Origin of the sequence: Rhodopirellula sp. MGV, from assembly GCF_002251265.1 — a bacterium.
Classification (GTDB): domain Bacteria; phylum Planctomycetota; class Planctomycetia; order Pirellulales; family Pirellulaceae; genus Stieleria; species Stieleria baltica_A.
The window spans coordinates 1-22,416 of the sequence record NZ_NPDI01000066.1; the positions used below are offsets into that span (position 1 = coordinate 1).

Genomic DNA, 22,416 nt, shown 5'->3' on the forward strand with positions numbered 1-22,416 from the left:
CGGCAACGGCCCCGACGGCTTGATCAGCCTCGTCTGGCTAGACCTTCGCAGCGGTAGCACCGAAATCTACTACTCACAATCGCTCGATAGCGGAGAGACGTGGTCCAAAAACGTCGTGGTCTATCGGTCGCCATCCGGCACCGTCTGCGAATGCTGCCATCCCTCGATCGCAATCCACTCCGACGGGCAACGGTTCGTGATGTGGCGAAACGTTATCGAAGGGGACCGAGACATGTATGTCGCGACTTCAAGCGACGGCCACACATTCAATGCGGCCGAAAAACTTGGGAACGGTTCTTGGCAACTCGATGCGTGCCCGATGGACGGCGGCGCCCTCGTGATCGATTCAAAAGCCATCCCACAAACCGTTTGGCGGCGACAGAACACCATTTACCTAGCGGCCCCCGGCCAAAGGTTTGAAACGCTGATCGGCAACGGCCAACAACCTTGGATCGCCAAAACTCAGGCCGGCAACTGGATCGTCTGGCTCAGCCAGCGAGGCGGCAATCTCCTGTGCATGGATCCCGAAAAGCAAATCCGAACACTCGCGTCAAACGCCGCCGCGCCAGTGATCGTTACCGGCGGGCACCACCCAATCACCATCGCCTGCTGGGAAGAACAACAAGACAACCAATCATCGATCAAACTCCAAGTGCTAAACCGCTCAGGCAGCCAAACTGAATAACTCTCTGGGTAACGATCAGCCGGGCATTCCCGATTGCAATTCGAACACCATGTCCCATAGCCGGTCGATTTCACCGCGTTCGATCACTTCGATAGGCTTCAATCCGTCGAATGACTCATTTGGCAATTGAAACCACTGACCAAGCGATTCAGGCTCCACCAATTCGCAGAGCGCCGCCCACAGCCGATAAACCTCGTTGTAAGGCCGCAGCAATTTATCCGCGGCCTCGCCACCAGACTCCACCTTCGCAATCGTCCGTTCGGCAACGTTGACAATCCGCCCGAAAACCGGGCGTGCCATCCCCAACTGATAACGCAATTCCAGTGCCCTTGCACCGCCCAGCTGAACCACGCCCTGTCCCTGCAGTCCGGCAATCTTCCGTGAAACAGGTGAGGTTTTCTTTCCTGCCCCCCGTTTACGGACTCCCCTTTTCGTCGACGCTGGCTTTTTAGTTTTCGTGGTCATCCCAATATCCTCCAACTTCCATTTTAGCGGACATCTTGAGCACTCAAGCATTTTTCCCTGCATTTTTGCATGTTCAGTTACATCCTATTTTGCAGGCAACTCGTCGGTGGCGACGGAACGTAGCCGAGCAATGAGGTCGAACAGTTCGCAGACTTCAGGCGATTCCGTTCGACTCGAATTTCTCTTGTTCATCGTGAGCATTATAAGCGTGATCGAAACCGCTTGCGATCATCACGACCATAGCAGGCCACACCCTCGAATCACAAACATTTCGCCGCCGATTGATTTTCCAATGTCGCCTTTCGCTCCGCGAAAGTAGCGTTCTCGTCCACTCCTGCTGCCGTGCAGCAAGCGACATTTGGCAAGCCCAAAATCGAAACTCAACCGACCGCTAACGGCGACGCATCCCAAAGAAAATTGGTCGACCGTAGCTTCCCGATTTTCCGGTCGGTCGGTACTGCGATGGGGAGCTCAGTTTCGAAGCACCAAACGACTTGATGACGTTGCCTTGCGTGACGTTCTTCTGTGCACTGGTCTGAAAAGATTTGTTGCGACTTGGCCCCGACCGTGAACCTTGCAGCAATGCGTAGGGCGCCGTACGGAGCACCAACTTGCTCGTCTGCGTGACATTCTTTTGGACCGCACCATAAGCTCCGCCAACCACTTTTTTGCTGGCGTTGGTGAAGAATTTTTCCAGCGGATTGGCTGCGTTTGCTGGCGAAGTGACCGATTGCGAGCACGCGACGACCAATGCAACGACAACGATTTTTTTGAACAGAGACATGGCAAAATCCTCGATTGAAAGGGTGTGGGGCGACCGGCAACGTTGCCGGTTTCCTTGATTCACACACACCTGTGCAATCGCCAAGCAAATCCCTGAACCAAAAATCAAAACTTTAAACACCGCAGAAAACGCTAGGTTCCCGCCATCTCACCGGCCACCCAACATCCCAAAACATCGGCTGATCCGTTCCCGCATCACCGACTGCATCCCCCAACAATTCCAACCTGGCAATGGTTGCACAAAGCCGCTGCGCGATTGGCCGGCAAGCACCAGGAGCATTAACCACGAAGAACACGAAGGCCGGGCAATCTCCAAACGCAAATCCTGGCCGATATAAAAACCTCAGGCCTACGGCCGGGTCCGCTCATCCACGCCAACATCACCAAACCAAAAGACAGTACAAGCAACTCGTCCTCAATACATTCTCTGCCCTTCGTGCTCTTCGCGTCCTTCGTGGTTCAATCCTCTCCCGACCGAGTCATGTCGCAAAAGACACCGCCTGCCATCCCCCAACAACTTCAGCCTGGCAATGGTTGCATTCCGCCGCTGCGCGATTGGCCAGCCAGTAACGGGAATAGTAACCACGAAGGACACAAAGAACACGAAGACCGGGCAATCACAAAACACGAATCCCGGCCGACATGAAACTCTCAGATCTAAAGCCGCGGCCGCTCATCCACGCCAACGTCACCAAACCAAAAGACAGAACAAGCAACTCGTCCTCAATACATTCTTCCCCCTTCGTGCTCTTCGCGTCCTTCGTGGTTCAATCCTCTCCGAACCGACTCCCGTCGCTAAAGACAGCAATTCCGTCCGAACACGGACCACTGAGATCTCCCTACAATCTCAGTCTGCAATGCGTCGAAGCGTCCACTAAACGATTGCCTGACTAGCACGGGAAATCTAACCACGGAGAGCACGAAGGATGGAGTTTGACCAGTTATCTCACCGCGTGATCGGATGTGCGATCGAGGTCCACCGCACATTGGGACCTGGATTGCTTGAATCGGCATACGAGCAATGCCTAGCCCACGAACTGGCGCTAAACAACATTCGGTTTCAACTGCAGCATCCACAACCCGTTGAGTACAAGGGCTATCGCCTGGACTGTGGATACCGCATCGATCTATTGATCGAAGATTCCTTGATCATAGAACTCAAGAGTGTGAGCCAACTAGCGGAGATTCACCAAGCACAAATCTTGACCTACATGAAACTCGCAGGCCTAAAGACAGGGCTGCTCATCAACTTCAACGTCATCAAACTGAAAGACGGAATCAATCGACTCGTTCTTTAAACATTCATCCCCTTCGTGTTCTTCGTGTCCTTCGTGGTTCAATCATCTCCCGACTGATTCACGTCCAAAAGACACGGGCTGGCATCCCACAACAACTTCAACCTGGCAATGGTTGCACAAAGCCGCTGCGCGATTGGCCGGCAAGCACCAGGAGAATTAACCACGAAGGACACAAAGAGCACGAAGGCCGGGCAAACACAAAACACGAATCCCGGCCGACATGAAACTCTCAGATCTAAAGCCGCGGCCGCTCATCCACTCCAACGTCACCAAACCAAAAGACGGAATCCAGCAACTCGTCCTCAATACATTCTCTGTCCTTCGTGCTCTTCGCGTCCTTCGTGGTTCAATCCTCTCCCGACTGATTCACGTCGTGTAAAACTGTCGCGAGGGATTCGTGTTTAATGATTTGCAGCTACGTTGTGTTCCTATCTCCCGCGAACTGCACCAATCTCCAAGCAACCAACTCTCGAATCCGCCAACTCACAAGACCACAAGTCTCAATCGCACAATGACCGAAGAAACAGCACAAGCGATGCCGAGAACTCGCAGGATCCAGCGAACCGGACTGGAGTCTGTTCTGGATTTTTCAGCGGTCATGATGCTGTTTATTGGAATCGTCGTGACTTGCTCTCTCGCTTGGGCCTGCTTGGCTACCGGCTTTCGACTCGACTTGATCCTGTGGTGCGGCTTGGCTGTCGCTTGCTTTTGGTTTGCGTGGCTAGTGTTGCGTTGGATGGCAGAGTTGATTCGAATCCAAAAGCAACGCATTGGAATCCCATTCGATGGTCACATCTCGGGCCCCTATGACGAGACCGTCAATTCCTGCAGCAGTTGTGGCGCAGTACTCATTTCCGATTTCAAATGCGACTGCTGTGACGCGCGAATCATTGATCCGATCAATCAAGACGACACGGCCTCCCGTTCACCAGACGAAGTCTAAATTCTCACTTAGAGATCGCTGCCGTTGGGCTGCGATTGCGACGTGCTGCTCTACCAAACCACCGCGGCGAATTTCGTTGCTTTCCGGACATACCACTCGCTAAAATTTCAGGGACTTCTCTTGCGTGCCTTTGCACGTGAGCACGGGAATCAATTTGATCAGCAGCTTGTGAATCGTTCGCCTGCCCCGTGGCTTCTCCCGTTAAGTGTTCGGATTCCCCTCGTGACCAATACCAAACAGTGGGCCTTGTCTCACGGCATATGCGTTGATGAAATCGTGCCACCCGTCGACGACTATAACGAGCCTTGTAGTCGCACCGCCGAAGAGATCGCGATACGCACCATCATCCTTCACTGCCTCGTTGCTGTTGGCTATGGCGTCGACCCTGAGCCTGTCATCGAATGGCTCGAAGACGAAGCGATTTGGGAGAACGCGTCGCCAAACGAACAAGCGTTCCTTCGCGACGAGAATCCATCCGATGAAGCACTCAGCGACGCACGATGGCGACAAGAGGCTCAGTGGGCTTTGCTGTGGGCAATTGGCCATGTGGAAGCACTCGGATTGCCCACACAAACTTGCGATACTGCCAGACTGGTCGATGAAATCATGCCTGGCCTAGGCGAACCGATCGACTCATTCGTTTCCGCGTCCGTGCTTCGCTCGCCAGCCGAGCTACTCGGCGAGGATGATCGCACTTACAACTTGCACTGCCTTGCTCGCGAAGCTTATCGTGACGGATCGATGCCCGACGACTTGGTTTACGACGTCCTGTACCAACGCCAACACGCACTCGAATGGCTTAGCGGCGACGAAGACTGGGACGACGTCACCACCGACACGTAACAACCGCTGGACCACATCCCCGCCAAAGGAAACGTAATGGAAATCGCGATTGAGACAACCGTCGACGCCCCAATGGAAGAGGTTTGGGCCGCATGGGTGACGCCTGAGGAAATCACTCAGTGGAATTTCGCATCCGACGAATGGTGCTGCCCGAACACAACTATCGATTTAGTCGTTGGTGGTCAATTCAACTATCGGATGGAAGCCAAAGACGGTTCGATCGGGTTCGACTTCGAAGGAACCTTTACGGCGATCGATCCTCAAGCCGCGATCGAATACGCGCTCGCAGACGACCGGTCCGTAAAAATCACCTTTACCCAAACGGAATCCGGCGTGCGCGTCGTCGAGACCTTCGAAGCCGAAGACGAAAACTCGGCAGAGATGCAACGACAGGGATGGCAATGCATCTTGGACAATTTCAAATCTCACACAGAAAGCCGCCGCTAATCAGCTGACGATTTCCATTTCGCGCCAATCCGACTACGAAAGTAGCGTCTGTCCCCACAGCCCGTGCCACTCACGCATCCAAGCTGCGAACTCTGACAAACTGGTAAAGGCCTTTGTCACCGTCCACTCGCTAAAAGGCAACGCGTATCATGCGTTTTGATCGCACACTGACAATTGCTGGTGCTCTGCTACTGATCGGTTGGCTTGGATTTTTCGCAATCAAGTTCACGCAGCATCGAAACCGCATGCGTGTGATCGCCTCCGAGTTGTCGATGCAGAATCGAAAGTTCTATCTTGCCGGCGCGCCACTGGAGCCCCACACAGCGATCGAAGGCGAAGAACGGTTGCTTGTTGTCGGCGAATCAAACGACGACTATCTCCTTTGCAGTATCGTTCGCAACACGACCTACAACGATTGGCGAGGCCAATGGAAAGTCGACGTGTGCTTTCGCCCCGACAGACAACCTGATCATCCTCGACTCGCAATTTGGGAAACGATGGATCACTTCCCAACCCAAACGGACATCGTGCGATTCAAAACGCTCGCGCTGCAACAGCCCTGGGTCACATGGGACAAGCCCGAGGGATCGAATCCCATCACGAGCAGCAAACAATAGCTTGTGACAAGGCTCCCGCCTTGTCACACACTGTCCTTCAGGCTCCCGCCTGACCAGCCACAACCGCCCAACCAAGACAGAAACCGCCTCACCCCAAATGCCAAACCTAAACCCATACGCCGCCCCACCGAACGAACTGGATTCAGGCAAAACGGCCGCGTCCCATACCAACTCCGCATCTCGCCGCTTACTCAACTTCGCAGGAATTGCCGGTACAATCGTTGGCAGTCTTAGTGCACTCCTATCCGCAGCGAGCTACAACGGGCAAGGCATTGCGACGTGGACGGTCATTGCTTTCGTTAGCGGGTTAGTCATGTTTGGTGTCGGCATCATCCTAATCCGCAACTTGAGCGCACCGACAGAGCCACCAGACACAGCGGAGCGATAAACTGATATGAAGCAGCCAATCAAGTTGAACGGAAAGCACTTGATCGCAACCGCGGTGTGCGCAGCCAGCGTCAATTTGTTGTACTGGCTCTACCGAGAGCTTGGCGGACGCCATTTTGTCCTACCGATCATCGTCTTCAGTCTCGTTGTTTTTGCGGTGCCGCAGATCTGGCAACGCTACAAGACCAACACTCTCAAACAGAAGTAAGCGCGTAGGAGCTTTCGCCCCGAAACCGGCGGGGCGAATCAAATTAAACTCGCTTTTTCAGCGACTCCAGACGCTCGGCAAGCACCCAGGATGCGAGAAAGAAACTCGTCAACGTTTCATTCAATTTGGATTCGCTCCTTGACCAAAGCGAACCTTCATTCGTTGATTAACGAAGTAAAACTCGGTCAGCCCGACGCGATTCGCCGTGCGGCCGAATTCGTTGCCGCCGAAAGTTTTGGCATGTGGCACAATCGCGCTCGAGCAAAGCTCTGCCGCTACTTCAAAAACCACCCGCCGCCTGCGGAAGAATGCGACCGAATGGTCAATGCCATCGCCAGTCGACTCATCGAAGGGCGGTTCTCCGAACAGTTTAAAGACCAGCTTTCGATGGCAATCCGGCTTTCACCTGACCGGATGGCAAACGCATTACCGCTAGCAGAAAGCTCCGACCGCGAATACGTCCGCCGATACGCAAGCTGGCTACGGAACAAATGCGCCCACAGCGCTGCCCAATCAACAAGCTTGTGACAAGGCTCCCGCCTTGTCACACACTGTCTTTCAGGTTCCCGCCTGACCAGCAACAACGGCCCCACCCAACCAACGAAGAAATGAATCCCAACGCGAAGCAATCGAAACCGCGATGCCATGACTGGAATTCAATTTCCACCTGAACCGAACCTGCGCCTTCCAACCAAGCTTGTGACAAGGCTCCCGCCTTGTCACACACTGTCTTTCAGGCTCCGCCTGACCAGCCACAACCGCCTCGCCCAACCAAGCCGTCCCAACCAACTAAGAAATGAACCCCAACGCGAAGCAATCGAAACCGCGATGCCATGACTGGAATTCAATTTCCTCCTGAACCGAACAAACGCCTTCCAACCAACCTTGTGACAAGGCTCCCGCCTTGTCACACACTGTCTTTCAGGCTCCGCCTGACCATCCACAACCACCTCGCCCAACCAAGCCGTCCCATCCAACTAAGAAATGAATTTCAACGCGGAGCAATCGAAACTGCGATGCCACGACTGAAATTCAATTTCCACCTGGAGCGAGCTTGCGTGGGCCAAATCGCATCACGATACAGCTTGATCATTGATCTTTTCTCATCGCGACTGGATGGCCCTTCTCTCGCCCTTTGACTGAGTTCGAAATTGCCACGATTCCACATTGCTACGCTTCTTCTTGCCTCCTCCGTGGCGGCTATTATTGCAGCGCTCAACCTTCGTGAAACATGGACGACCAGTGCGCCGTATTATGCTCCACTGCTTGACGCTCGTTGGCATCCGCCGCCGTATACACTGAAGGAAATGTCGATCGATTTGCACCAGGACCGAGGATGGCCAATTTGGCATACTCGAAACTCAACCTCGCTGGCTGCCCACAATTTAGGTCTCTACCTGAACGAAGATCGCCCGCCTTTCGGAACCTCAAACGCCCCCAGCCCTGATTTCGAAATCATCTTTGACGGGGCTACTGAATCACATTACTCAACCCCGACAGCGACAGACTGGACTCGTGCGGGAATCGACGCAATTGTGGCGTTCTCCATCGTCGTGACAGGCGCATCCATCTCCGAGTTTGCAATTCGCCGCATTCGTGCTTCACGCGAACGTTTGCGAACAAAAGATGCGTCACAAGCCGTCGCGTAGATCGTTTACTAAAAGCCGATTCCAGGCAGGCGAGGCAGCGATTTGCGAACTCAGCCAAATCGATAGAACTCTCTCTCACACGCTTCTGTCAAACGGTCGTAATCTTTCGACTGCCTAGGAAGACAGAGAAGAACGCTACTTTCGCGGAGCGAAAGGCGACAATGGCTCGTCGCCCGGACCTGATACGGAAGACAACTGCGAACCAGAATCGGCAAACGATCCCAGCACTTGTTGCCAGGGATGCCGTCGTTGCTCAAGCCCCATAAAGACCTTGGCCCGCGCGCAAAAACGAAAAAAGCCGCAGCCGACCGTCGATCCGGTCAACTGCGGCTTTTGAATTCCGCTGATATTGCCAAAGGCAGCTATCTTATGGGCGATGAGGGACTCGAACCCCCGACCCCCTCGGTGTAAACGAGGTGCTCTAAACCAACTGAGCTAATCGCCCTTTTCGCTTCGACTCGCTGGCGAATCGTCGCTGTGTGTGGGAGCAGGAAGATAGTCGCCGTTCCCTTTCATCGCAACGGCACTTTCACACTTCCTTCACCACACTTGTTTTCAATCTCTCATCCAAGCCATCCAGCTGACATCATCCCGATCCTCGGGGCCCAACAGCCACAATGGGACAGGCTTTCCCCGAATCGGAGTCGCGAATGGTTCAATCTTTATCTCACAACAACTCTGCCAACTGACACACCGCAAGCGAAACACTTGGGGGGACGCCCGAGAGGAGACCTGCGTAGTGCAGGGAACTCAGCGACTTGGACGTAAGGCTGCCAACCAACCGCGCGTTCGAGTAATCCGGAACACCATTCCGCCGACAATTGCCTCACTCATGCAGAGCAAGTGCGACGGGAACAGGTTCACAGGAGACTCGTTGCGAACGTTTGCTGTGAAGAGCGGGGCTTATCGGCCCAGCATGCGAGCTCGCTTGTTACGTCGCTCCGCTTGGATCTTTTGGCGGCGACGGATCTCGCTTGGCTTTTGATAGTGCTCACGTCGACGCATTTCTTTTTTAATTCCGCTGCGCTCGACCAATTTGCGGAACCTACGTACTGCCTCTTGGATTGTTTCGCTGTCGCGGACCATCAACTTGACCATTGTTTCTCCATTTTCATCGTTGGGACCTCTGCGTGAAAGGGAATTCGCCGACGTCGCAGTGTTTCACTCAGCGGTGCTGGAATGAAACCGGCGCGCGGGGGCAACCACAGAACGCGGGAGTGTAGCGGGCGAACCGCTATCCTCGCAACGGGCATCTTTTCGTGATTTCCCGGTTTTATCCGTGTTTCGGCCAGAACGGACCGCACCGATAGCCAATCTGGCGATTCGAGCGGACATGGGGAGCAGATTCCGCCAGCAAATCCCCCCCGATGAATCGGGCCTGCCAACATTCGCCCCCCGCCAACCCAATCTTTACAGCCAAAACGCTCCAGAGTTCACCCCCAGAGCCATCTCGCTGAATACCTGTCCAAGGGGTGCAGTCTTGGTCAACCGTGCTGTCCAGGCCGCAAAGTCAACGCGACCGGTACGACAGGACGACGGTGGCGCGGTCGCCCGCCAGCTTGCTCAAGTCAACCGTGGAATCCGCCTCAGACCGACCGATGGCAACGGTACTGACGATTGATCCGGTTTTCCGGAACTGTGCTTGCCCTGTTGGATTGCGAACCGATGCCTATCCCGTCTTATTCCGCCAAAACGTCCAATCAAAAGCGAGCGAAATCGGATGTGGACACTGACAGCGAACCATCACCCGGTGGTTTGTTGGTGAATTGGAGCGGCGGCAGGACGCGGTGCTGGAACAGCTTGATGAGCTCGACGCGAAGCTTGCAGAAGTCCTACGCGGACTGGAACCGGCAAAGGACGAAAACGACGCCGAAGAAGCCGCCGAATCGGAACCGAACAAGCCCAGCGCGGAGAGCGGCGAACCCGCTGCCGATTGGGCCTAGCGTCTAGGAAAGCGAGTACGCAACGTCTTGTGGCAAGAGTTCCCGCAATCGGGATCGAGCTCGCGCCAGCAACGACTTACTTGCCTGCGCCGTGATTCCCAAGCGGCTTGCCAATTCGCTGCACGGTACACCTTGAAAATAGACGAGCTCAATCGCTTCGCGTTGACGTGGAATCAGACGCGAGACCGCGGAACGTAACTTCGCATCCAGCTCGGCTTTCTTGATTCCGTCATCCGGTGAGGACTCTGTCACCGTCGCGTTGGTTTCAAGGCAATCGATTCCCAACGTCAATCCACTGGCGTCAACGGAAACCGATTTGCGTCGGGCTCGATTGCGACGCACGTTCAACGAATAGTTTTTTGCAATCAGCGAAAGCCACGTACAGAATTTCGCAGTTGGTACATAATTCTCGCGAGATTGAAAGACTCGCAAGAAGACCTCCTGGCTGACATCTTCATCGTATTCCTGCGCACCAAAAACGCTTCGCACCACCGACGCAACTAGCGGCGCGTACAAGTCCATCAGCCCATCGAGTGCGTCCAAATCCCCCTGCTGTAGTTTGAGCATGAGTTGGACGCCTTCATCGTCCAGATAACGGTCGAAGTTTGTAGCGGGGGCAATCATACAAAATTGTGGGGAGAGACAGCTTGGTAAAGGAGTACAATGAGTCCGTGAACTAGCCCTAAAGGAATCAACGGAGAGGTAACGCAAATTCAACAGCTTTTCGCGGACTTTATTTCAGTGCGACGAAAAGCGGCTGACACTTGCACTCGACGCGTATACCGGCGTCTTATTCCACACTCGATTTCGATTTGCCTGTTCGAAATGTGTGAGTCGCATCGCCTATTGGACGGGGCCCGATGCAGGGGGCTTAAACTGCACACCATGCGGATCGATCACAACGACGACCATCTTTCATGATGGCGATTGGATGAACCTGCCCGACATCACCGCAGCACGCGGACGAAACCATGGTGGATGACCGAAAGATGGTGGATGACCCCGAACAACGTGAAATCCGCACTCGGCTGCGAGCTGGCGGACAAGACGTCTTTGCGGAGTTGTTCTCTGATCATCGCGCACGACTAAGAAAACTGCTGATGCATCGCGTCGATATGAGACTGCGTGCACGCACGGATTTGTCAGACATCTTGCAAGAAGCGTACATGGACGCGTTTCGGCGGATTGAGCACTTCCTCAAGAAACCGGAACTGTCGTTTTATGTGTGGTTGCGTCAGATCACGTTGCAACGCCTGATCGACAATCACCGCGCCCACCTGCTTGCTGAAAAACGTAGCTTGAGAACCGAGGTGTCGCTTTCCCAATCCGCCTACAGCTCTCGGACGTCGCATGCCTGGGCGTTGCAAATCGTTGAAACGCAATTGTCGCCCAGCCAAGTGGTGATGCATGACGAGATGGTTGCACGTGTCGAACGGGCGCTCGATTCGATGGATCAAATGGATCGCGAAGTTTTAGTACTACGCCATTTCGAAGAACTCAAAAACAACGAGGTCGCTGAAGTATTGGACCTCTCAGCGGCGGCCGCGAGCAACCGCTATGTTCGCGCCCTTCGCCGCTTACGTGAAGTTGTGATTCCCCCTTCCGGAACAAACTGACAACGGATCCAAGACAGCGTCTATCAGATGGTCAAATCAAATCACCAACCAGCGCACAATCGCGAACCTGTCGAAGTCCTGTGTGAACAGTTTCTCGAACTGTGGCGAAACGGATCGGGAATCACCATCGAAGAATTTGCCGACCGACATCGGGAAACGAAAGACGAAATTTTGACGCTGTTTCCAATGATGCTGGCGATGGAAAGTGTCAAGGACAATCGCGCGCACGAATCGAGTGTGCGGCCGGTCCAACTAAAGGTCGATCGCCTCGAACAACTCGGCGACTATCGCATCATCCGTGAAATCGGCCGTGGCGGGATGGCAATTGTTTTTGAAGCCGAACAGCAATCACTTCATCGACGCGTCGCGCTCAAAGTCTTTCCCGCCCAAGCCTTCGAAGACTCCGATCACCTGAAACGTTTTGAACGCGAGGCCAAACTGGTCGCCGGACTGTACCACCACAACATCGTTCCAGTTTATGGGACCGGCGCCCAAGACGGATTGCATTACTTTGTCATGCAATTGATCGACGGCATGACGCTGGACCAGTTCACCTCGGGTGTGAAGAACGAGCGTTCGGATTCACTGTTCGAACCGATCTGTGAAGTACTCGCATTGTCCGATAGCGACCCAATCTCGCGGGGAGTAAAAACGCCAGCTGCGAAACTGAGCCGAAATCGAAACTACTGGCATCGCATCGCGTCGATTGGACAGCAAGTCGCCGAAGCTCTCGATTACGCACACGGCAAAGGTATCCTGCACCGAGACATCAAACCATCGAACCTCATTCTCGATGCGGAATGGCGGGTCTGGGTGACAGACTTTGGACTCGCACACGAACTGGCGCACGACCCGATCAGTCGCACCGGTGACATTGTCGGCACATTGCCTTACATGGCACCGGAACGACTCAACGGCGTCGCCGATGTTCGGTCTGATGTCTACAGCTTGGGGCTGACACTGTATGAATTGCTGACCTACCAGACCGCAATCGGCGGACTGAGCCGAAGTGAAATTCGCCGAAAAGTTCTCGGTGGTGATGTGCCACCGCCACGCTCGATCAGCCGAGACATCCCCAAAGATCTCGAAACGATCATCATGAAGGCGGTCGCTAAAGAACCGCACCAGCGCTATCCGACCGCCAAGGCATTCGCACAGGACCTCGATAATTATCGGAATGACCGTCCAATCCAAGCGAGACGCGCCGGACTGATTGACCGCTTGCATCGTTGGTCCAAACGAAACCCGGCGGCAGCTTGCATGAGTTTCGCGCTATTGCTGTGCGTGACCATTTCGATGGTGATGGTAACACTGCAATGGCGACGTGCAGTACTCGAAGGCTCTCGCGCCGAATCCAACCTCAGTCTCGCGCTGTATTCGATGGACCGCCTTCTGGAACGGTTCGAAGCCGACTGGATGGAACACCCTTCGGTGTTGGACTCGGACCAAGAAACCGGCCCCACGGAAATGCGGTTTGTCGTTTCCGACCGCAGCGCGACGGTGCTACAGGAAGCACTGTCGTTTTATAAACAGTTCGCCGAGAAGAACGAAAGTGACCCAAGACTGAAACGCGATACCGCACGTGCGTTTAAACGTGTCGGAGGAATCTATGAACGATTGGGGCATCTCCACGAAGCCGAGCTGGCTTATCGCAACGAGCTCAAAACACTCGAATCGACAGACGAGGCATCCAACCCAGACAAAATTGCTCGAATCGCAGAGTCGTACAATCGCTTGGCAATGGTACTGAATGCCGAATACGAACACGTCGAGGCTCGGCAACAATTGTATCGCGCGATCGCGTTGCTGCAGCATGACGGGGTGGAACCCCAATCGTCGGGCAACCTGCGTTATCTGCTCGCGATCAGCAACAACAATCTTGGCAAGGTCCTTTGGTGGCAACACGCGTTTCGTGACAGCAGCGTCCGACATCGCACCGCCATCGGGTTGCTGGAACGACTTGTCGAAGAATACCCTGAGCAGTCGGTGTATCGGCATTCGCTTGCCAAGGCCTACCGCGACCAACGTTTCTCGTCGTTTCGCAACGACCGCCAAGCCTCGCGTGCACTTGAAGCATCCGCGATCTGCATCCTAGAAGACCTCGTCACCGACTATCCAGACGTCCCCGACTACCGCTGCGAATTAAGCGAACTCTTGGAAGCTTGCTCGCGGTTCGGCAGCGCACAGCCGACTGAAAAGCACGCCCAAGCCAAGCGGGCGTTTGAACTGTCAGAACAGCTCGTCGCCGAATACCCAACGATCCCTCGCTACCAAGCTTCGCTGGCGAGAGCACTGTCGACGTTTGCCGAACTGACCGAACAATCGTCACTCGAAGACGCTGCCCAATATCACCGTCGATCCGTCGCGGTGTATTCGCGACTTTGCAAACAGTTCCCAAGCATCTTTGATTACATGATGTTCATGGCACACGCGCTCGCCGCGCATGCCGACTGCCAATTGAAACTCGATCGGCCCGAAGAAGCCAGCACGGCCTTGCGGAGTGCGGTCACACGGCAAGAGAAGTACTTGGAGAAGCGCTCCGACTCGATCTTTGGACGCCAATGGCTTGAACGCAATCTACGTCGCCTCGCCCAAATCGAAGACGACCTGGAAAACCCCGAAGCCGCAGTCCATTTTCGCGAGAAGGCCGACGCGTTGGATCGACGGGCGCAATCACGGCGACGGCGAAACGAAGCCAAAGAAGCGCAAGCTGATTCCTAGCAGCCTCGTGCTCACAACTGCAACGCACCCGAACCGAAAATCGCCTCAAGGCTAGACTCCAGCGACGCGTCCTGGGGATTCGTCGGCTCATCCAACCTTAGCCGATACGCGCTAGCGTCGGTTCCCCGCGAGACCCGATTGCAAATTGAAAAATGGTTGCCGGGGGTGAGGGGGCAAAGCGTGGTCAAGATGGCACCGCCAAATACGAAGAACACACCATCCACGCAACCGCTCGCTATCGCGAAGGCGGCTAATCGAAGCACCAGCGAACCAACCATCAGCCGCAACGCGAAGCGTGCGGTTAGGTGTATTGCGAAACGAAACCACCGAGCAAGGATTCGTCGCCTCATCCAACCTTAGCCGATACGCGCTAGCGTCGGTTCCGCAGCGAGACCCGATTGCAAATTGAAAATTGGTTGCCGGGGGAGAGGGGGCAAAGCATAGTCAAAATGGCATCGCCTAAAACGAAAAACACACCATCCACGCAACCGCTCGCTATCGCGAAGGCGGCTAATAAAACCGCCAGCGAACCAACCATCAGCCGGAACGCGATTGAGAGCGGTTGGGTGTATTGTGGGACCAACGACCCGACAGGGGATTCGTCGCCTCATCCACTACGGAAGACAGACACGATGCGGGGCATCTCGGAAGCCAAAAATCGCCTAAAGGCTAGACTCCAACATTTTGCTTCGGCGAGGCATTGTGCTACTTCTTTGCGGCGGATTCTAGATAGGTGAGTAGCTCTAGGATTTCGTCTTTGGTGTATTGATCCAGCAAGGCTTTGGGCATCATGGATGTTGCACTTCGTTTGATCAACTCGATGTCTTCTTGGCGAATCACGATTGGTTCTTTCGCATCGGGGCTGTTGATCAGCGTCAAAATTTCGTCGCCGTCGTCGAGAACGATTCCGGAGTACGTTTTCCCGTCGGTGGTGAGCACCGTCTGTGTGGCGTACTTGCTGTCGATCTTGTGTGACGGTTCAAGAATTTCACGTAGCACGCTTTGGTGATCCGATTTCCAGCGTGTGTAGACGTCGGTCAAATCGGGGCCAACGGCGCCACCGCTTTCGTTGACTTTGTGACAGCCGACGCAGGATGCTTCGTTGAAAATCTTTTCGCCGATAGCTGGCGAACGACCTTGTAATCCGTTTTCAAATGCACCGCTAAAGTCGTCGAGCGTCCACGAGTTCACGAAGGTGCGATTGCTGCCCAGCGGGTTGGCGGGTTTGGTCGGATTCCGATTCCAAGCGTCGAGGTCGTTGACCACAATCATGACACCGTACATGCGATACCAATGCTGCGGGAACGTGCAGACATAAGGGTATTCACCGGGTTCTGAAGGTGCGGTCAATGTCAGACGAGTCGAGGCATCGGGCGCGACGAGCGAGCTCGCGGCGATCACGTTTGGCGAATCGGTGACGTAGGGCAACCCATTTGCTCCGCTGGGGCCTGCCGTCAGCCCTGCCATCGCGACGCTTTTCAGGGCACCAGGCTGAGTCACGACGAGGTTGTGCGGCATCAGGTCGTGGTTTTCGAGCAAGATTTGGAAAGGACGTCCGGCTTCGACTGCGAAGTATGGCACGTCGTATCGCATTTCTTCTTCGACGGTCCCAATTCGGACCACTCGGACGGCGACTTCGCGAAGCCGCTCGCGCAATGGCTTGGCAATCTCGGCAGGGATCGCCGTCAACAATTGCTCCGCGGCACGCATCGAGTCGATGAAAGCGTCGCTGGTGCGCTGATCGGGCTTCGTCGATTCGGCGAAACGGACCAGGGTTTCCGCAGCACCTTTGGCGGGCGCTGACTGATACGCTTGACTGGGAAGTCGAAGTAGTCCACGACAGGCCGCCGTGCGCAGGTCTTCGTTGGCAACGAGGCTGGCAAGATTTCGAAACGTTGCGTCATGTTCGGTCGGAATTTGCGATAGCGCGGAGATTGCCGCGGTTTGTGCTTCCAGCGACCCGTCTTGCAGCTTCGCTTCGGCAAATTCGCGTTCGGCAAGTTTCAATTCGTCGCGAGGCAGAATGGCGACCGAAGTGAGCCTCGCGATGATTGACGACTGATTTGCCGCGCAAAGTTCGTCTGCGATTTCGGTCTTGTCGGCGCAGAGGAGCGCTGCCATCCCCACGGAAGCTTTGGAAAGCTCCGTTGCGGAAGCGAGCTCCGTAAGACGTTTTGTTTGACCGGCGAGTTCATCAGTTCCATGCTGTAGAAGCTGTTTGCCAAGGACACCGATCAATCGCAAGGAATCCGCTTCGTTGACTTTGACGGCTTCGATTGCCGTGATCAACTCGGTGGTGATCGACGTGTCACGAATTTTGGCTAAGGCGTGGAGTGCTTCGTCACGTATGCCGCCGGCCATTGCGGGCCGAAGGACGATCGCTTCGTAGACGGGGGCGTATTTCGGGTCGTCGTCCGAGCGGGGCACCATCAACAAGCGATCATCGTCGAGTCGTCCGAGTTGGTAAGCGACGATGCGTGGCGACTTGTCGAGATAAATCTTCGGCGGTGTCTTGTCGGCTGCCATCGAATACGAGCCGATCGACGAGAGGATTGCGCAGGCGAGTGCGAAGCGTTTTGAAGAGATTCTCATCGGCTACTCCGCTTCCAACGCACGCATCGTTTCGTCGAGGGTGTACTGCAAATAGTCGTCCATCGGCAACTCAAGGACGCCGAGTACGATCTCGACCGCTTCTTCGCCTTCGAGGAAACTTGCGGCCCGAACGGCTTCGACGCGAACGGTGGGATGGTCATCGTTGATCGCTTTGGCAATCCGGTCATGTGCGTCGTCGATCGCCGGCAACATCTGTGAAATCAGTCGGATGCAAGCGGCGCGTGCCCGGTGATTTTCAGAGGTCGAGAGTTCGTCGAGTAGTGTTTCATTGACACGGTTGTGTGTTTGATACATCCACAACGCCTCCATTCGATGATGTTCGAATTCTGGATCCGATTGATCCAGGTTGGCGACCCACGTTTCGAGAGCGTTCAACACGTCGGCTGTTTGGCGGGCCGCCAATTCACGACGGGCTCGATAGCGGGTACGGTCTTCGGGGCTTTTGAGAATTTCCAGCAGAGCTTCGATCGGTTGCCCAGCGATCTTGGCAGGCTCAAGCAGCGGACGGTCTTTGCATGTCACGCGCCAGATTCGGCCGTGTGAATGGTCGCGATACGGTTCGCGCAGGTTGTGTTGCAAGTGACCGATCAGAGCGTTGTGCCAGTCGACGATGTACAACGATCCGTCAGGTGCGAATTGCAAATCGACCGGACGGAAATTGCCATCGCGACACGAGAGCAACGCTTCTTTCTCTTCGCCAACAAAGCCACTGCCCTGTTCCGATTCTTTGATCGTGTGATTCAAGATCGCGCGTTCACCGATCACATTGGTCACCAAGAAGTTGCCTTGCCATTGGTCGGGGAAATGGCGGCTGGAGACGATCGCACAGCCAGCCAGTGGTCGAATTCGCTTTGGATAGAACGTCGGGTGTTGGTACTGTGGATCGCCGCCGGCGAATTCTGCAATGCGACGGTGTTGGCTTCCGCCGGGGTGTTTGTTCGGGTAGGTCAGGTGGCCGGTGATGGGGGCTGCCCAATAGGAGAAACCTGGTGACGCGTCACCAATGAAATCTTGTCCCCAATGGTCATAGCAATAGCCCCAGGGGTTCGAGTAGGCGAAGGTGCTGTGGACTTCCATCGCCTGTGTCCGCGGATTGTATTTCCAGATTCCAGCTTCGCCGCAGCGGCGTGGACCGTTTGGTGTTTCCACGGCTGAGAATTTGAAGGTGCCTTCTTCGAAGTACAGTTCACCGCCGGGGCTCCATTCGAACGCGGCCATGCCGTGGTGGGAGTCGGCCGAGTCCATACCGACGATTTGACGAACGGTGACGTCGGCACGGTCATCGCCATCGGTATCTTTCATGAACCAAACGTCGGGTTGGCGAGATACATAGGCACCGCCGTGACCGAGTTCGAATCCGGTCGGCTGGTGGAGGTTGTCGGCGAAGACTTTGCAGACATCCATGACATGATCGCCGTCGTTGTCTTCGAGGATCAGCAGTTTGTCATCCATTGGCGATTTAGGTTGCCAGTGTGGATAGGATTCCATCGTCGCGACCCACAGCCGGCCTTCGCTGTCGAAGTTTAGTGCGACAGGGTTGGACAGTTCTGGAAACTGTTCTTCGCTAGCGACCAGTTGGATCTCGAAGCCGTCGGCAAGGTCAAACAGTTCGAGTTGTTCCGCGGCGGGGAGGTATTGCAACGTGCCAAGCTTTCCCGCTTTGGCGTTGTTGTCGTTCGGAATGCCGACATTCGTTTTCGGTTCAATGAACGGGAGCGTTTTCGAATCATCGATCGTATTTGGGACCGACTTGCCAGCCGCAACGGCCCAGACACGTTGGTCGCGTGTGGCGGTCATTTGATCCAGGATCGCGCGCTCGCGTTCCATCACGTCGCGGTTGTTGTACGTTCCGTCGCTGCCAGCGAGTCCGCGGTCGCCATAAATCGAAAAACCATTGACCGCACGGTAGCGATGAAACCAATGGAAGTTCTTGTTGTCGATTTCTGCTTTCAGTTCAGACGGGACCGCAGACGTCAGCTTTTCGCCGAACAAGGCTTGGTCGATGATCGGCGCGAGCTTTTCATAGCCAAGTTCGCTGAGGTGAAAGCCGTTGATGGTTAGCGGCTCGCCTGAGCTTTGGAACAGGTCATCGGTGGGGTGGAACAAGTCGACGAACACGACACCGGTGTCGGAGGCGACTTGTGAAATCGCTTCGGTGTAGCGTTCGAGGTTGGCATTTTGCGTTACGCCGTCGGACAGGTTCGGATCGTCGGAACCTTCGAACGCGATCGGAGAGACCAAGACGACTTGCGGACGGCCTTTGCCGTAGTCGGACGCGAGCGTTTCGGCGACGAGTTTGGTGAGGTCGGTTTTGAACGGTGCGATGCCATTTTCACCGGCGAAGGATTCGTTGTAGCCAAAGAAGTACATCACCACCGATGCTTGGCTGTGGGTGAGATGCTCCTGAGGTGTGCCGAAGTTCTTTGAACGGATGCGAAGGTTGATTTCGTCGGCAGGGAAACACAGGTTGCGGACAACCAAGTTGTGTTCGGGGAAGCGGGTGTGCAGCAACGTTTCCCATTCGTTTTGCACCTGCATTCTTTCGCCGAGTGCGTTGCCGACGAGGCAGATGTGTTCGCCTTTTTGAAGTTTCAAGTCGGCGGCGTCAGCGGGTGACGTGAAGCTGATGCCTAGCAAGGCGGACGCGGCGAGGACACGTCGTGAAATCTTTGCGAAAGCTTTCATTGTGATGTGCTGAATAGCGAGGTGGGGAGAATCGGTGGGATCCGTTTCGTCCTGCTATTCTAAGCGCAATTGGTGTGGCGCGTGTGGTGGCCACTGTAGATCACGGCTGGCTAGACGCGTTGGCGTCGGGCTTCGTAAGCGAGCACCGATGCGGAGACTGACGCGTTCAAGCTGTCGATTGCACCGTGCATGGGGATGCGAATGCCTTGGACAGCGGAGGTTGCGTCGGTCTGCCAACGCTGGCCGAGTCCCTTGGCTTCGTTGCCAATGATCAACGCGACGGGGCCGGACAGGTCAGTGCTCCAAAGTTCGGTCGACGATTCCACGCGAGCGGCGAACGCGTTGTAGCCATGCTGGGCAAGGAAACGGCGTGCGCCGTGTTCGCTGATCGCTGCCGAGGGAACTTGGAAGACTGCGCCCAGGCTGCTGCGGATCGCGTTGGGATTAAAACGATCGGCGAGGGAGTCGGTCAACAAGATCGCGTCGACACCGGCGGCATCGGCACAGCGAAAGACGGCGCCGACGTTACCCGGTTTCTCGAATTGATCGAGAACCAGAACCAATCCGTTGCTTGGCAAAGACAGCTGTTCCAAACCCCAGGCGGGTTCATCGAACTCCGCAACGACACCACGCGACGATTGTCCGTAGGTGATTTTGTCCATGACCGCGTCTGTGACTGGCACTAGGCGATCCGAGAAACGCGATTGGACTTCGTCAGGAATTTCGTCTTCGTTGGTGTAGACGCCTTGCAGGTTCAGTCCTGCATTCAACGCCTGGAGTGTTTCACGCCACCCGTCCACAATGACCTTGCCTGCCTTCCGTCTGGCTCGATTGTCACGCATCCGAACGAGTCGTTTGACGTTGGGATTGTTCAGGCTGCTCAGCACGTTTCGATGTTTGAAGTGGGATCGGGGAAACCAACAGCCGAGTGATTCCAAAGTAGGTGCGTTACCACGTCGACTTTCACCGTGCAGAAACCTTGCAGAAACGGTGCAAAAGGCGACGCAACAAAATCAACAGGCCGTTAAACGTGCAGCGTAACGATTCGAAGCACGTTTCGGTAGTTGCGGTCGGCAGTTAGTGCAGTCCGTAGCGGTTCATTTTGTAGTGCAGCGTGCGGATGCTGACACCGAGCGTTTTGGCGGTGTGTTCGCGATGGAAGTCGTTAAGTAACAACGCTTCTTGGATCGCTTCACGTTCGGCCGCTTCGGTGACTTCGGCAAGCGTTTGCGCTCCGGAGGACTTTGATTCCGCGGTCCGTTTCAGTTCCAGTGGCAGATCGTTTTCGGTGATCTCGTTGCCGGGGATTGTGACCACCAATCGCTCGACGACGTTGCGAAGTTGGCGAACGTTGCCGGGCCAGTTCGACGCGCACAGCGTTTTCATCGCTTCGGCGTCAATCGATTTTTGTTCGCGGCGGTGACGCGAGCAGAAGTGACTGAGGAAGTGATCAATCAGCAGCGGGATATCTTCGCGGCGTTCACGGAGCGGCGGAACCAGGATCGGCACGATATTCAAGCGATAGAACAGGTCTTCGCGAAAGGTTCCTTCGTCGACCATTTGCCGGATGTCGCGATTGGTTGCCGAAACGATGCGGGCGTCGGAGTCCAAGACGCCTTCACCGCCAATACGGGCATAGCGTCCCGTCTCCAAAACACGCAACAAGTCGACTTGGCATTTGGAGGGGATTTCGGTGATCTCGTCGAGGAATAGTGTTCCACCGCCGGATTGCTCGAAGCAGCCTGGTTTTTGTCGCGAAGCTCCGGTGAAGGAACCTTTTTCATGGCCAAACAATTCGCTTTCTAAAAGCGTTTCTGGGAGAGCACCCAAGTTGACTGCCAAAAAGGGGCCATGTGAACGATGGCTCAAGTCATGGATCGCGCGGGCAATCAGTTCTTTACCGCTGCCGCTTTCCCCTTGGATCAGCACTGTCGCGTCGGTGTCGGCGACTTGGCGGATTTGGGCGAGCAGCTCTTTGAGAGTTCGGCAGTTACCGATGATCCCGGTCACTTCCCCGGCTTCGGCAAGCTTTTCTTTGAGCTGATGGTTTTCGTATTGCAGCTTGTGGTGTTCGACGGCGCGGGCGACCTGTTGCCGAATCAGGTTGAGGTCGACGGGTTTGGTGATGAAATCGAACGCGCCGCGGCGCATCGCTTCGACCGCTGTGTCGACGGTACCGTGTGCGGTGATCACGATGGTCGTCGTCGCAGGGTTGCGTTGTTTTACCAACGAAACCAATTCCAACCCGTCTCGATCACCGGGCAACCGAATGTCGGCGATGACCAACTGATGGTCTTCGGCATCGAAACGGTCGAGTGCTTCGTTGACGGTGCCGGCCGTGTCGACGCGGTCGGCGTATTTCTGCAAACCTTTGGCGAGTCCCGAGCGGATATTGGGTTCGTCGTCAACGATCAGAATGTGAAAGGCGTCTTCCATTTAGCTGGTGACAATCGCTGGTTGAGTTGGTGGGGGAAAGTTGCTGGTTGGCAATCGTGTTGGCTTGAAACGATAGC

The 22,416-nt window shown here is 55.2% G+C and carries 20 protein-coding genes, 1 tRNA gene and 1 pseudogene; 13 read left to right on the plus strand and 9 right to left on the minus strand.

Features of this window, described 5'->3' with window-relative positions; genetic code table 11:
* A pseudogene (locus CGZ80_RS28120) lies at nucleotides 1-685 on the plus strand (exo-alpha-sialidase); the annotation flags it as partial.
* 15 nt (nucleotides 686-700) lie between these two features.
* On the opposite strand, the gene CGZ80_RS22395 reads toward CGZ80_RS28120, so the two are convergent.
* Both CGZ80_RS22395 and CGZ80_RS22400 read right to left on the minus strand, forming a co-directional pair.
* The gene (locus tag CGZ80_RS22395; RefSeq protein ID WP_143544099.1) at nucleotides 701-1,150 is read right to left on the minus strand and encodes a hypothetical protein; all 450 of its coding nucleotides are present in this window, start codon (nucleotides 1,148-1,150) and stop codon (nucleotides 701-703) included.
* Nucleotides 1,151-1,541: 391 nt separating this feature from the next.
* Entirely contained in the window at nucleotides 1,542-1,934 is a 393-nt protein-coding gene (locus tag CGZ80_RS22400; protein WP_143544100.1) for a hypothetical protein, read from the minus strand.
* Between the two features lie 925 nt (nucleotides 1,935-2,859).
* Between CGZ80_RS22400 and CGZ80_RS22405 the strand changes: the two genes are divergently transcribed.
* The 9 genes from CGZ80_RS22405 (at nucleotide 2,860) to CGZ80_RS22450 (ending at nucleotide 8,325) form a co-directional block, all read left to right on the plus strand.
* Entirely contained in the window at nucleotides 2,860-3,231 is a 372-nt protein-coding gene (locus tag CGZ80_RS22405) for a GxxExxY protein (RefSeq protein ID WP_094417918.1), read from the plus strand.
* 511 nt (nucleotides 3,232-3,742) lie between these two features.
* Nucleotides 3,743-4,174, plus strand: a complete 432-nt coding sequence (locus CGZ80_RS22410) for a hypothetical protein (RefSeq protein ID WP_103296405.1) — start codon at nucleotides 3,743-3,745, stop codon at nucleotides 4,172-4,174.
* Between the two features lie 222 nt (nucleotides 4,175-4,396).
* Nucleotides 4,397-5,017: a DUF4272 domain-containing protein gene (locus tag CGZ80_RS22415; protein WP_094417968.1), complete on the plus strand. Its 621-nt coding sequence runs from the start codon at nucleotides 4,397-4,399 to the stop codon at nucleotides 5,015-5,017.
* A 36-nt stretch (nucleotides 5,018-5,053) separates the two neighbouring features.
* On the plus strand, nucleotides 5,054-5,464 hold the full coding sequence (locus CGZ80_RS22420; RefSeq protein WP_094417920.1) for an SRPBCC family protein: 411 nt from the start codon (nucleotides 5,054-5,056) through the stop codon (nucleotides 5,462-5,464).
* 149 nt (nucleotides 5,465-5,613) lie between these two features.
* Nucleotides 5,614-6,081: a hypothetical protein gene (locus CGZ80_RS22425; protein ID WP_094417921.1), complete on the plus strand. Its 468-nt coding sequence runs from the start codon at nucleotides 5,614-5,616 to the stop codon at nucleotides 6,079-6,081.
* Nucleotides 6,082-6,178: 97 nt separating this feature from the next.
* Nucleotides 6,179-6,469, plus strand: a complete 291-nt coding sequence (locus CGZ80_RS22430) for a hypothetical protein (protein WP_094417922.1) — start codon at nucleotides 6,179-6,181, stop codon at nucleotides 6,467-6,469.
* 6 nt (nucleotides 6,470-6,475) lie between these two features.
* Nucleotides 6,476-6,676 carry a hypothetical protein gene (locus CGZ80_RS22435; RefSeq protein WP_094417923.1) on the plus strand — a complete coding sequence of 67 codons (201 nt, stop codon included), beginning with the start codon at nucleotides 6,476-6,478 and terminating at the stop codon, nucleotides 6,674-6,676.
* Nucleotides 6,677-6,814: 138 nt separating this feature from the next.
* A complete protein-coding gene (locus tag CGZ80_RS22440) occupies nucleotides 6,815-7,204 on the plus strand; it encodes a hypothetical protein (RefSeq protein WP_233148597.1) in 390 nt (129 codons plus the stop codon).
* 665 nt (nucleotides 7,205-7,869) lie between these two features.
* Nucleotides 7,870-8,325, plus strand: coding sequence for a hypothetical protein (locus CGZ80_RS22450; protein WP_094417926.1), 456 nt, complete (start codon nucleotides 7,870-7,872; stop codon nucleotides 8,323-8,325).
* A 370-nt stretch (nucleotides 8,326-8,695) separates the two neighbouring features.
* Here CGZ80_RS22450 and CGZ80_RS22460 read toward each other — a convergent pair.
* Together CGZ80_RS22460 and rpsU are read right to left on the minus strand one after the other, a co-directional pair.
* Nucleotides 8,696-8,770 (minus strand) — tRNA-Val (locus CGZ80_RS22460).
* 458 nt (nucleotides 8,771-9,228) lie between these two features.
* Nucleotides 9,229-9,423, minus strand: a complete 195-nt coding sequence (rpsU, locus tag CGZ80_RS22465; RefSeq protein WP_094417928.1) for a 30S ribosomal protein S21 — start codon at nucleotides 9,421-9,423, stop codon at nucleotides 9,229-9,231.
* Between the two features lie 689 nt (nucleotides 9,424-10,112).
* Between rpsU and CGZ80_RS28125 the strand changes: the two genes are divergently transcribed.
* The gene (locus CGZ80_RS28125; protein WP_233148598.1) at nucleotides 10,113-10,268 is read left to right on the plus strand and encodes a hypothetical protein; all 156 of its coding nucleotides are present in this window, start codon (nucleotides 10,113-10,115) and stop codon (nucleotides 10,266-10,268) included.
* A gap of 3 nt (nucleotides 10,269-10,271) precedes the next feature.
* Here the strand turns inward: CGZ80_RS28125 and CGZ80_RS22475 are convergent, their stop codons facing one another.
* On the minus strand, nucleotides 10,272-10,892 hold the full coding sequence (locus tag CGZ80_RS22475) for an RNA polymerase sigma factor (protein ID WP_094417930.1): 621 nt from the start codon (nucleotides 10,890-10,892) through the stop codon (nucleotides 10,272-10,274).
* A gap of 347 nt (nucleotides 10,893-11,239) precedes the next feature.
* Here CGZ80_RS22475 and CGZ80_RS22480 point away from each other — a divergent pair, with 347 nt between their 5' ends.
* On the plus strand, nucleotides 11,240-11,884 hold the full coding sequence (locus CGZ80_RS22480; protein ID WP_094417931.1) for a sigma-70 family RNA polymerase sigma factor: 645 nt from the start codon (nucleotides 11,240-11,242) through the stop codon (nucleotides 11,882-11,884).
* Nucleotides 11,885-11,911: 27 nt separating this feature from the next.
* Nucleotides 11,912-14,605: a serine/threonine protein kinase gene (locus CGZ80_RS22485; protein WP_094417932.1), complete on the plus strand. Its 2,694-nt coding sequence runs from the start codon at nucleotides 11,912-11,914 to the stop codon at nucleotides 14,603-14,605.
* A gap of 705 nt (nucleotides 14,606-15,310) precedes the next feature.
* On the opposite strand, the gene CGZ80_RS22490 is transcribed toward CGZ80_RS22485, so the two are convergent.
* From CGZ80_RS22490 to CGZ80_RS22505, 4 genes are all read right to left on the minus strand, one after another.
* Complete coding sequence (locus tag CGZ80_RS22490) at nucleotides 15,311-17,197, minus strand: c-type cytochrome (RefSeq protein ID WP_094417933.1); 1,887 nt, start codon at nucleotides 17,195-17,197, stop codon at nucleotides 15,311-15,313.
* 3 nt (nucleotides 17,198-17,200) lie between these two features.
* A complete protein-coding gene (locus CGZ80_RS22495) occupies nucleotides 17,201-19,903 on the minus strand; it encodes a PVC-type heme-binding CxxCH protein (protein WP_094417934.1) in 2,703 nt (900 codons plus the stop codon).
* 110 nt (nucleotides 19,904-20,013) lie between these two features.
* Nucleotides 20,014-20,790: a TrmH family RNA methyltransferase gene (locus tag CGZ80_RS22500; RefSeq protein WP_409994563.1), complete on the minus strand. Its 777-nt coding sequence runs from the start codon at nucleotides 20,788-20,790 to the stop codon at nucleotides 20,014-20,016.
* Nucleotides 20,791-20,980: 190 nt separating this feature from the next.
* Nucleotides 20,981-22,339 (minus strand): sigma-54-dependent transcriptional regulator, encoded by a 1,359-nt coding sequence (locus CGZ80_RS22505; protein WP_094417935.1) that lies wholly within the window; start codon nucleotides 22,337-22,339, stop codon nucleotides 20,981-20,983.
* Nucleotides 22,340-22,416 lie beyond the last annotated feature (77 nt).

What these genes read in the sequence shown, in the direction of transcription:
- CGZ80_RS22395 (WP_143544099.1), bottom strand. Translation starts at nt 1,150, where the DNA reads ATGACCACGAAAACTAAAAAGCCAGCGTCGACGAAAAGGGGAGTCCGT.
- CGZ80_RS22400 (WP_143544100.1), bottom strand. Translation starts at nt 1,934, where the DNA reads ATGTCTCTGTTCAAAAAAATCGTTGTCGTTGCATTGGTCGTCGCGTGC.
- CGZ80_RS22405 (WP_094417918.1), top strand. Translation starts at nt 2,860, where the DNA reads ATGGAGTTTGACCAGTTATCTCACCGCGTGATCGGATGTGCGATCGAG.
- CGZ80_RS22410 (WP_103296405.1), top strand. Translation starts at nt 3,743, where the DNA reads ATGACCGAAGAAACAGCACAAGCGATGCCGAGAACTCGCAGGATCCAG.
- CGZ80_RS22420 (WP_094417920.1), top strand. Translation starts at nt 5,054, where the DNA reads ATGGAAATCGCGATTGAGACAACCGTCGACGCCCCAATGGAAGAGGTT.
- CGZ80_RS22425 (WP_094417921.1), top strand. Translation starts at nt 5,614, where the DNA reads ATGCGTTTTGATCGCACACTGACAATTGCTGGTGCTCTGCTACTGATC.
- CGZ80_RS22430 (WP_094417922.1), top strand. Translation starts at nt 6,179, where the DNA reads ATGCCAAACCTAAACCCATACGCCGCCCCACCGAACGAACTGGATTCA.
- CGZ80_RS22435 (WP_094417923.1), top strand. Translation starts at nt 6,476, where the DNA reads ATGAAGCAGCCAATCAAGTTGAACGGAAAGCACTTGATCGCAACCGCG.
- rpsU (WP_094417928.1), bottom strand. Translation starts at nt 9,423, where the DNA reads ATGGTCAAGTTGATGGTCCGCGACAGCGAAACAATCCAAGAGGCAGTA.
- CGZ80_RS22475 (WP_094417930.1), bottom strand. Translation starts at nt 10,892, where the DNA reads ATGATTGCCCCCGCTACAAACTTCGACCGTTATCTGGACGATGAAGGC.
- CGZ80_RS22480 (WP_094417931.1), top strand. Translation starts at nt 11,240, where the DNA reads ATGGTGGATGACCGAAAGATGGTGGATGACCCCGAACAACGTGAAATC.
- CGZ80_RS22485 (WP_094417932.1), top strand. Translation starts at nt 11,912, where the DNA reads ATGGTCAAATCAAATCACCAACCAGCGCACAATCGCGAACCTGTCGAA.
- CGZ80_RS22490 (WP_094417933.1), bottom strand. Translation starts at nt 17,197, where the DNA reads ATGAGAATCTCTTCAAAACGCTTCGCACTCGCCTGCGCAATCCTCTCG.
- CGZ80_RS22495 (WP_094417934.1), bottom strand. Translation starts at nt 19,903, where the DNA reads ATGAAAGCTTTCGCAAAGATTTCACGACGTGTCCTCGCCGCGTCCGCC.
- CGZ80_RS22505 (WP_094417935.1), bottom strand. Translation starts at nt 22,339, where the DNA reads ATGGAAGACGCCTTTCACATTCTGATCGTTGACGACGAACCCAATATC.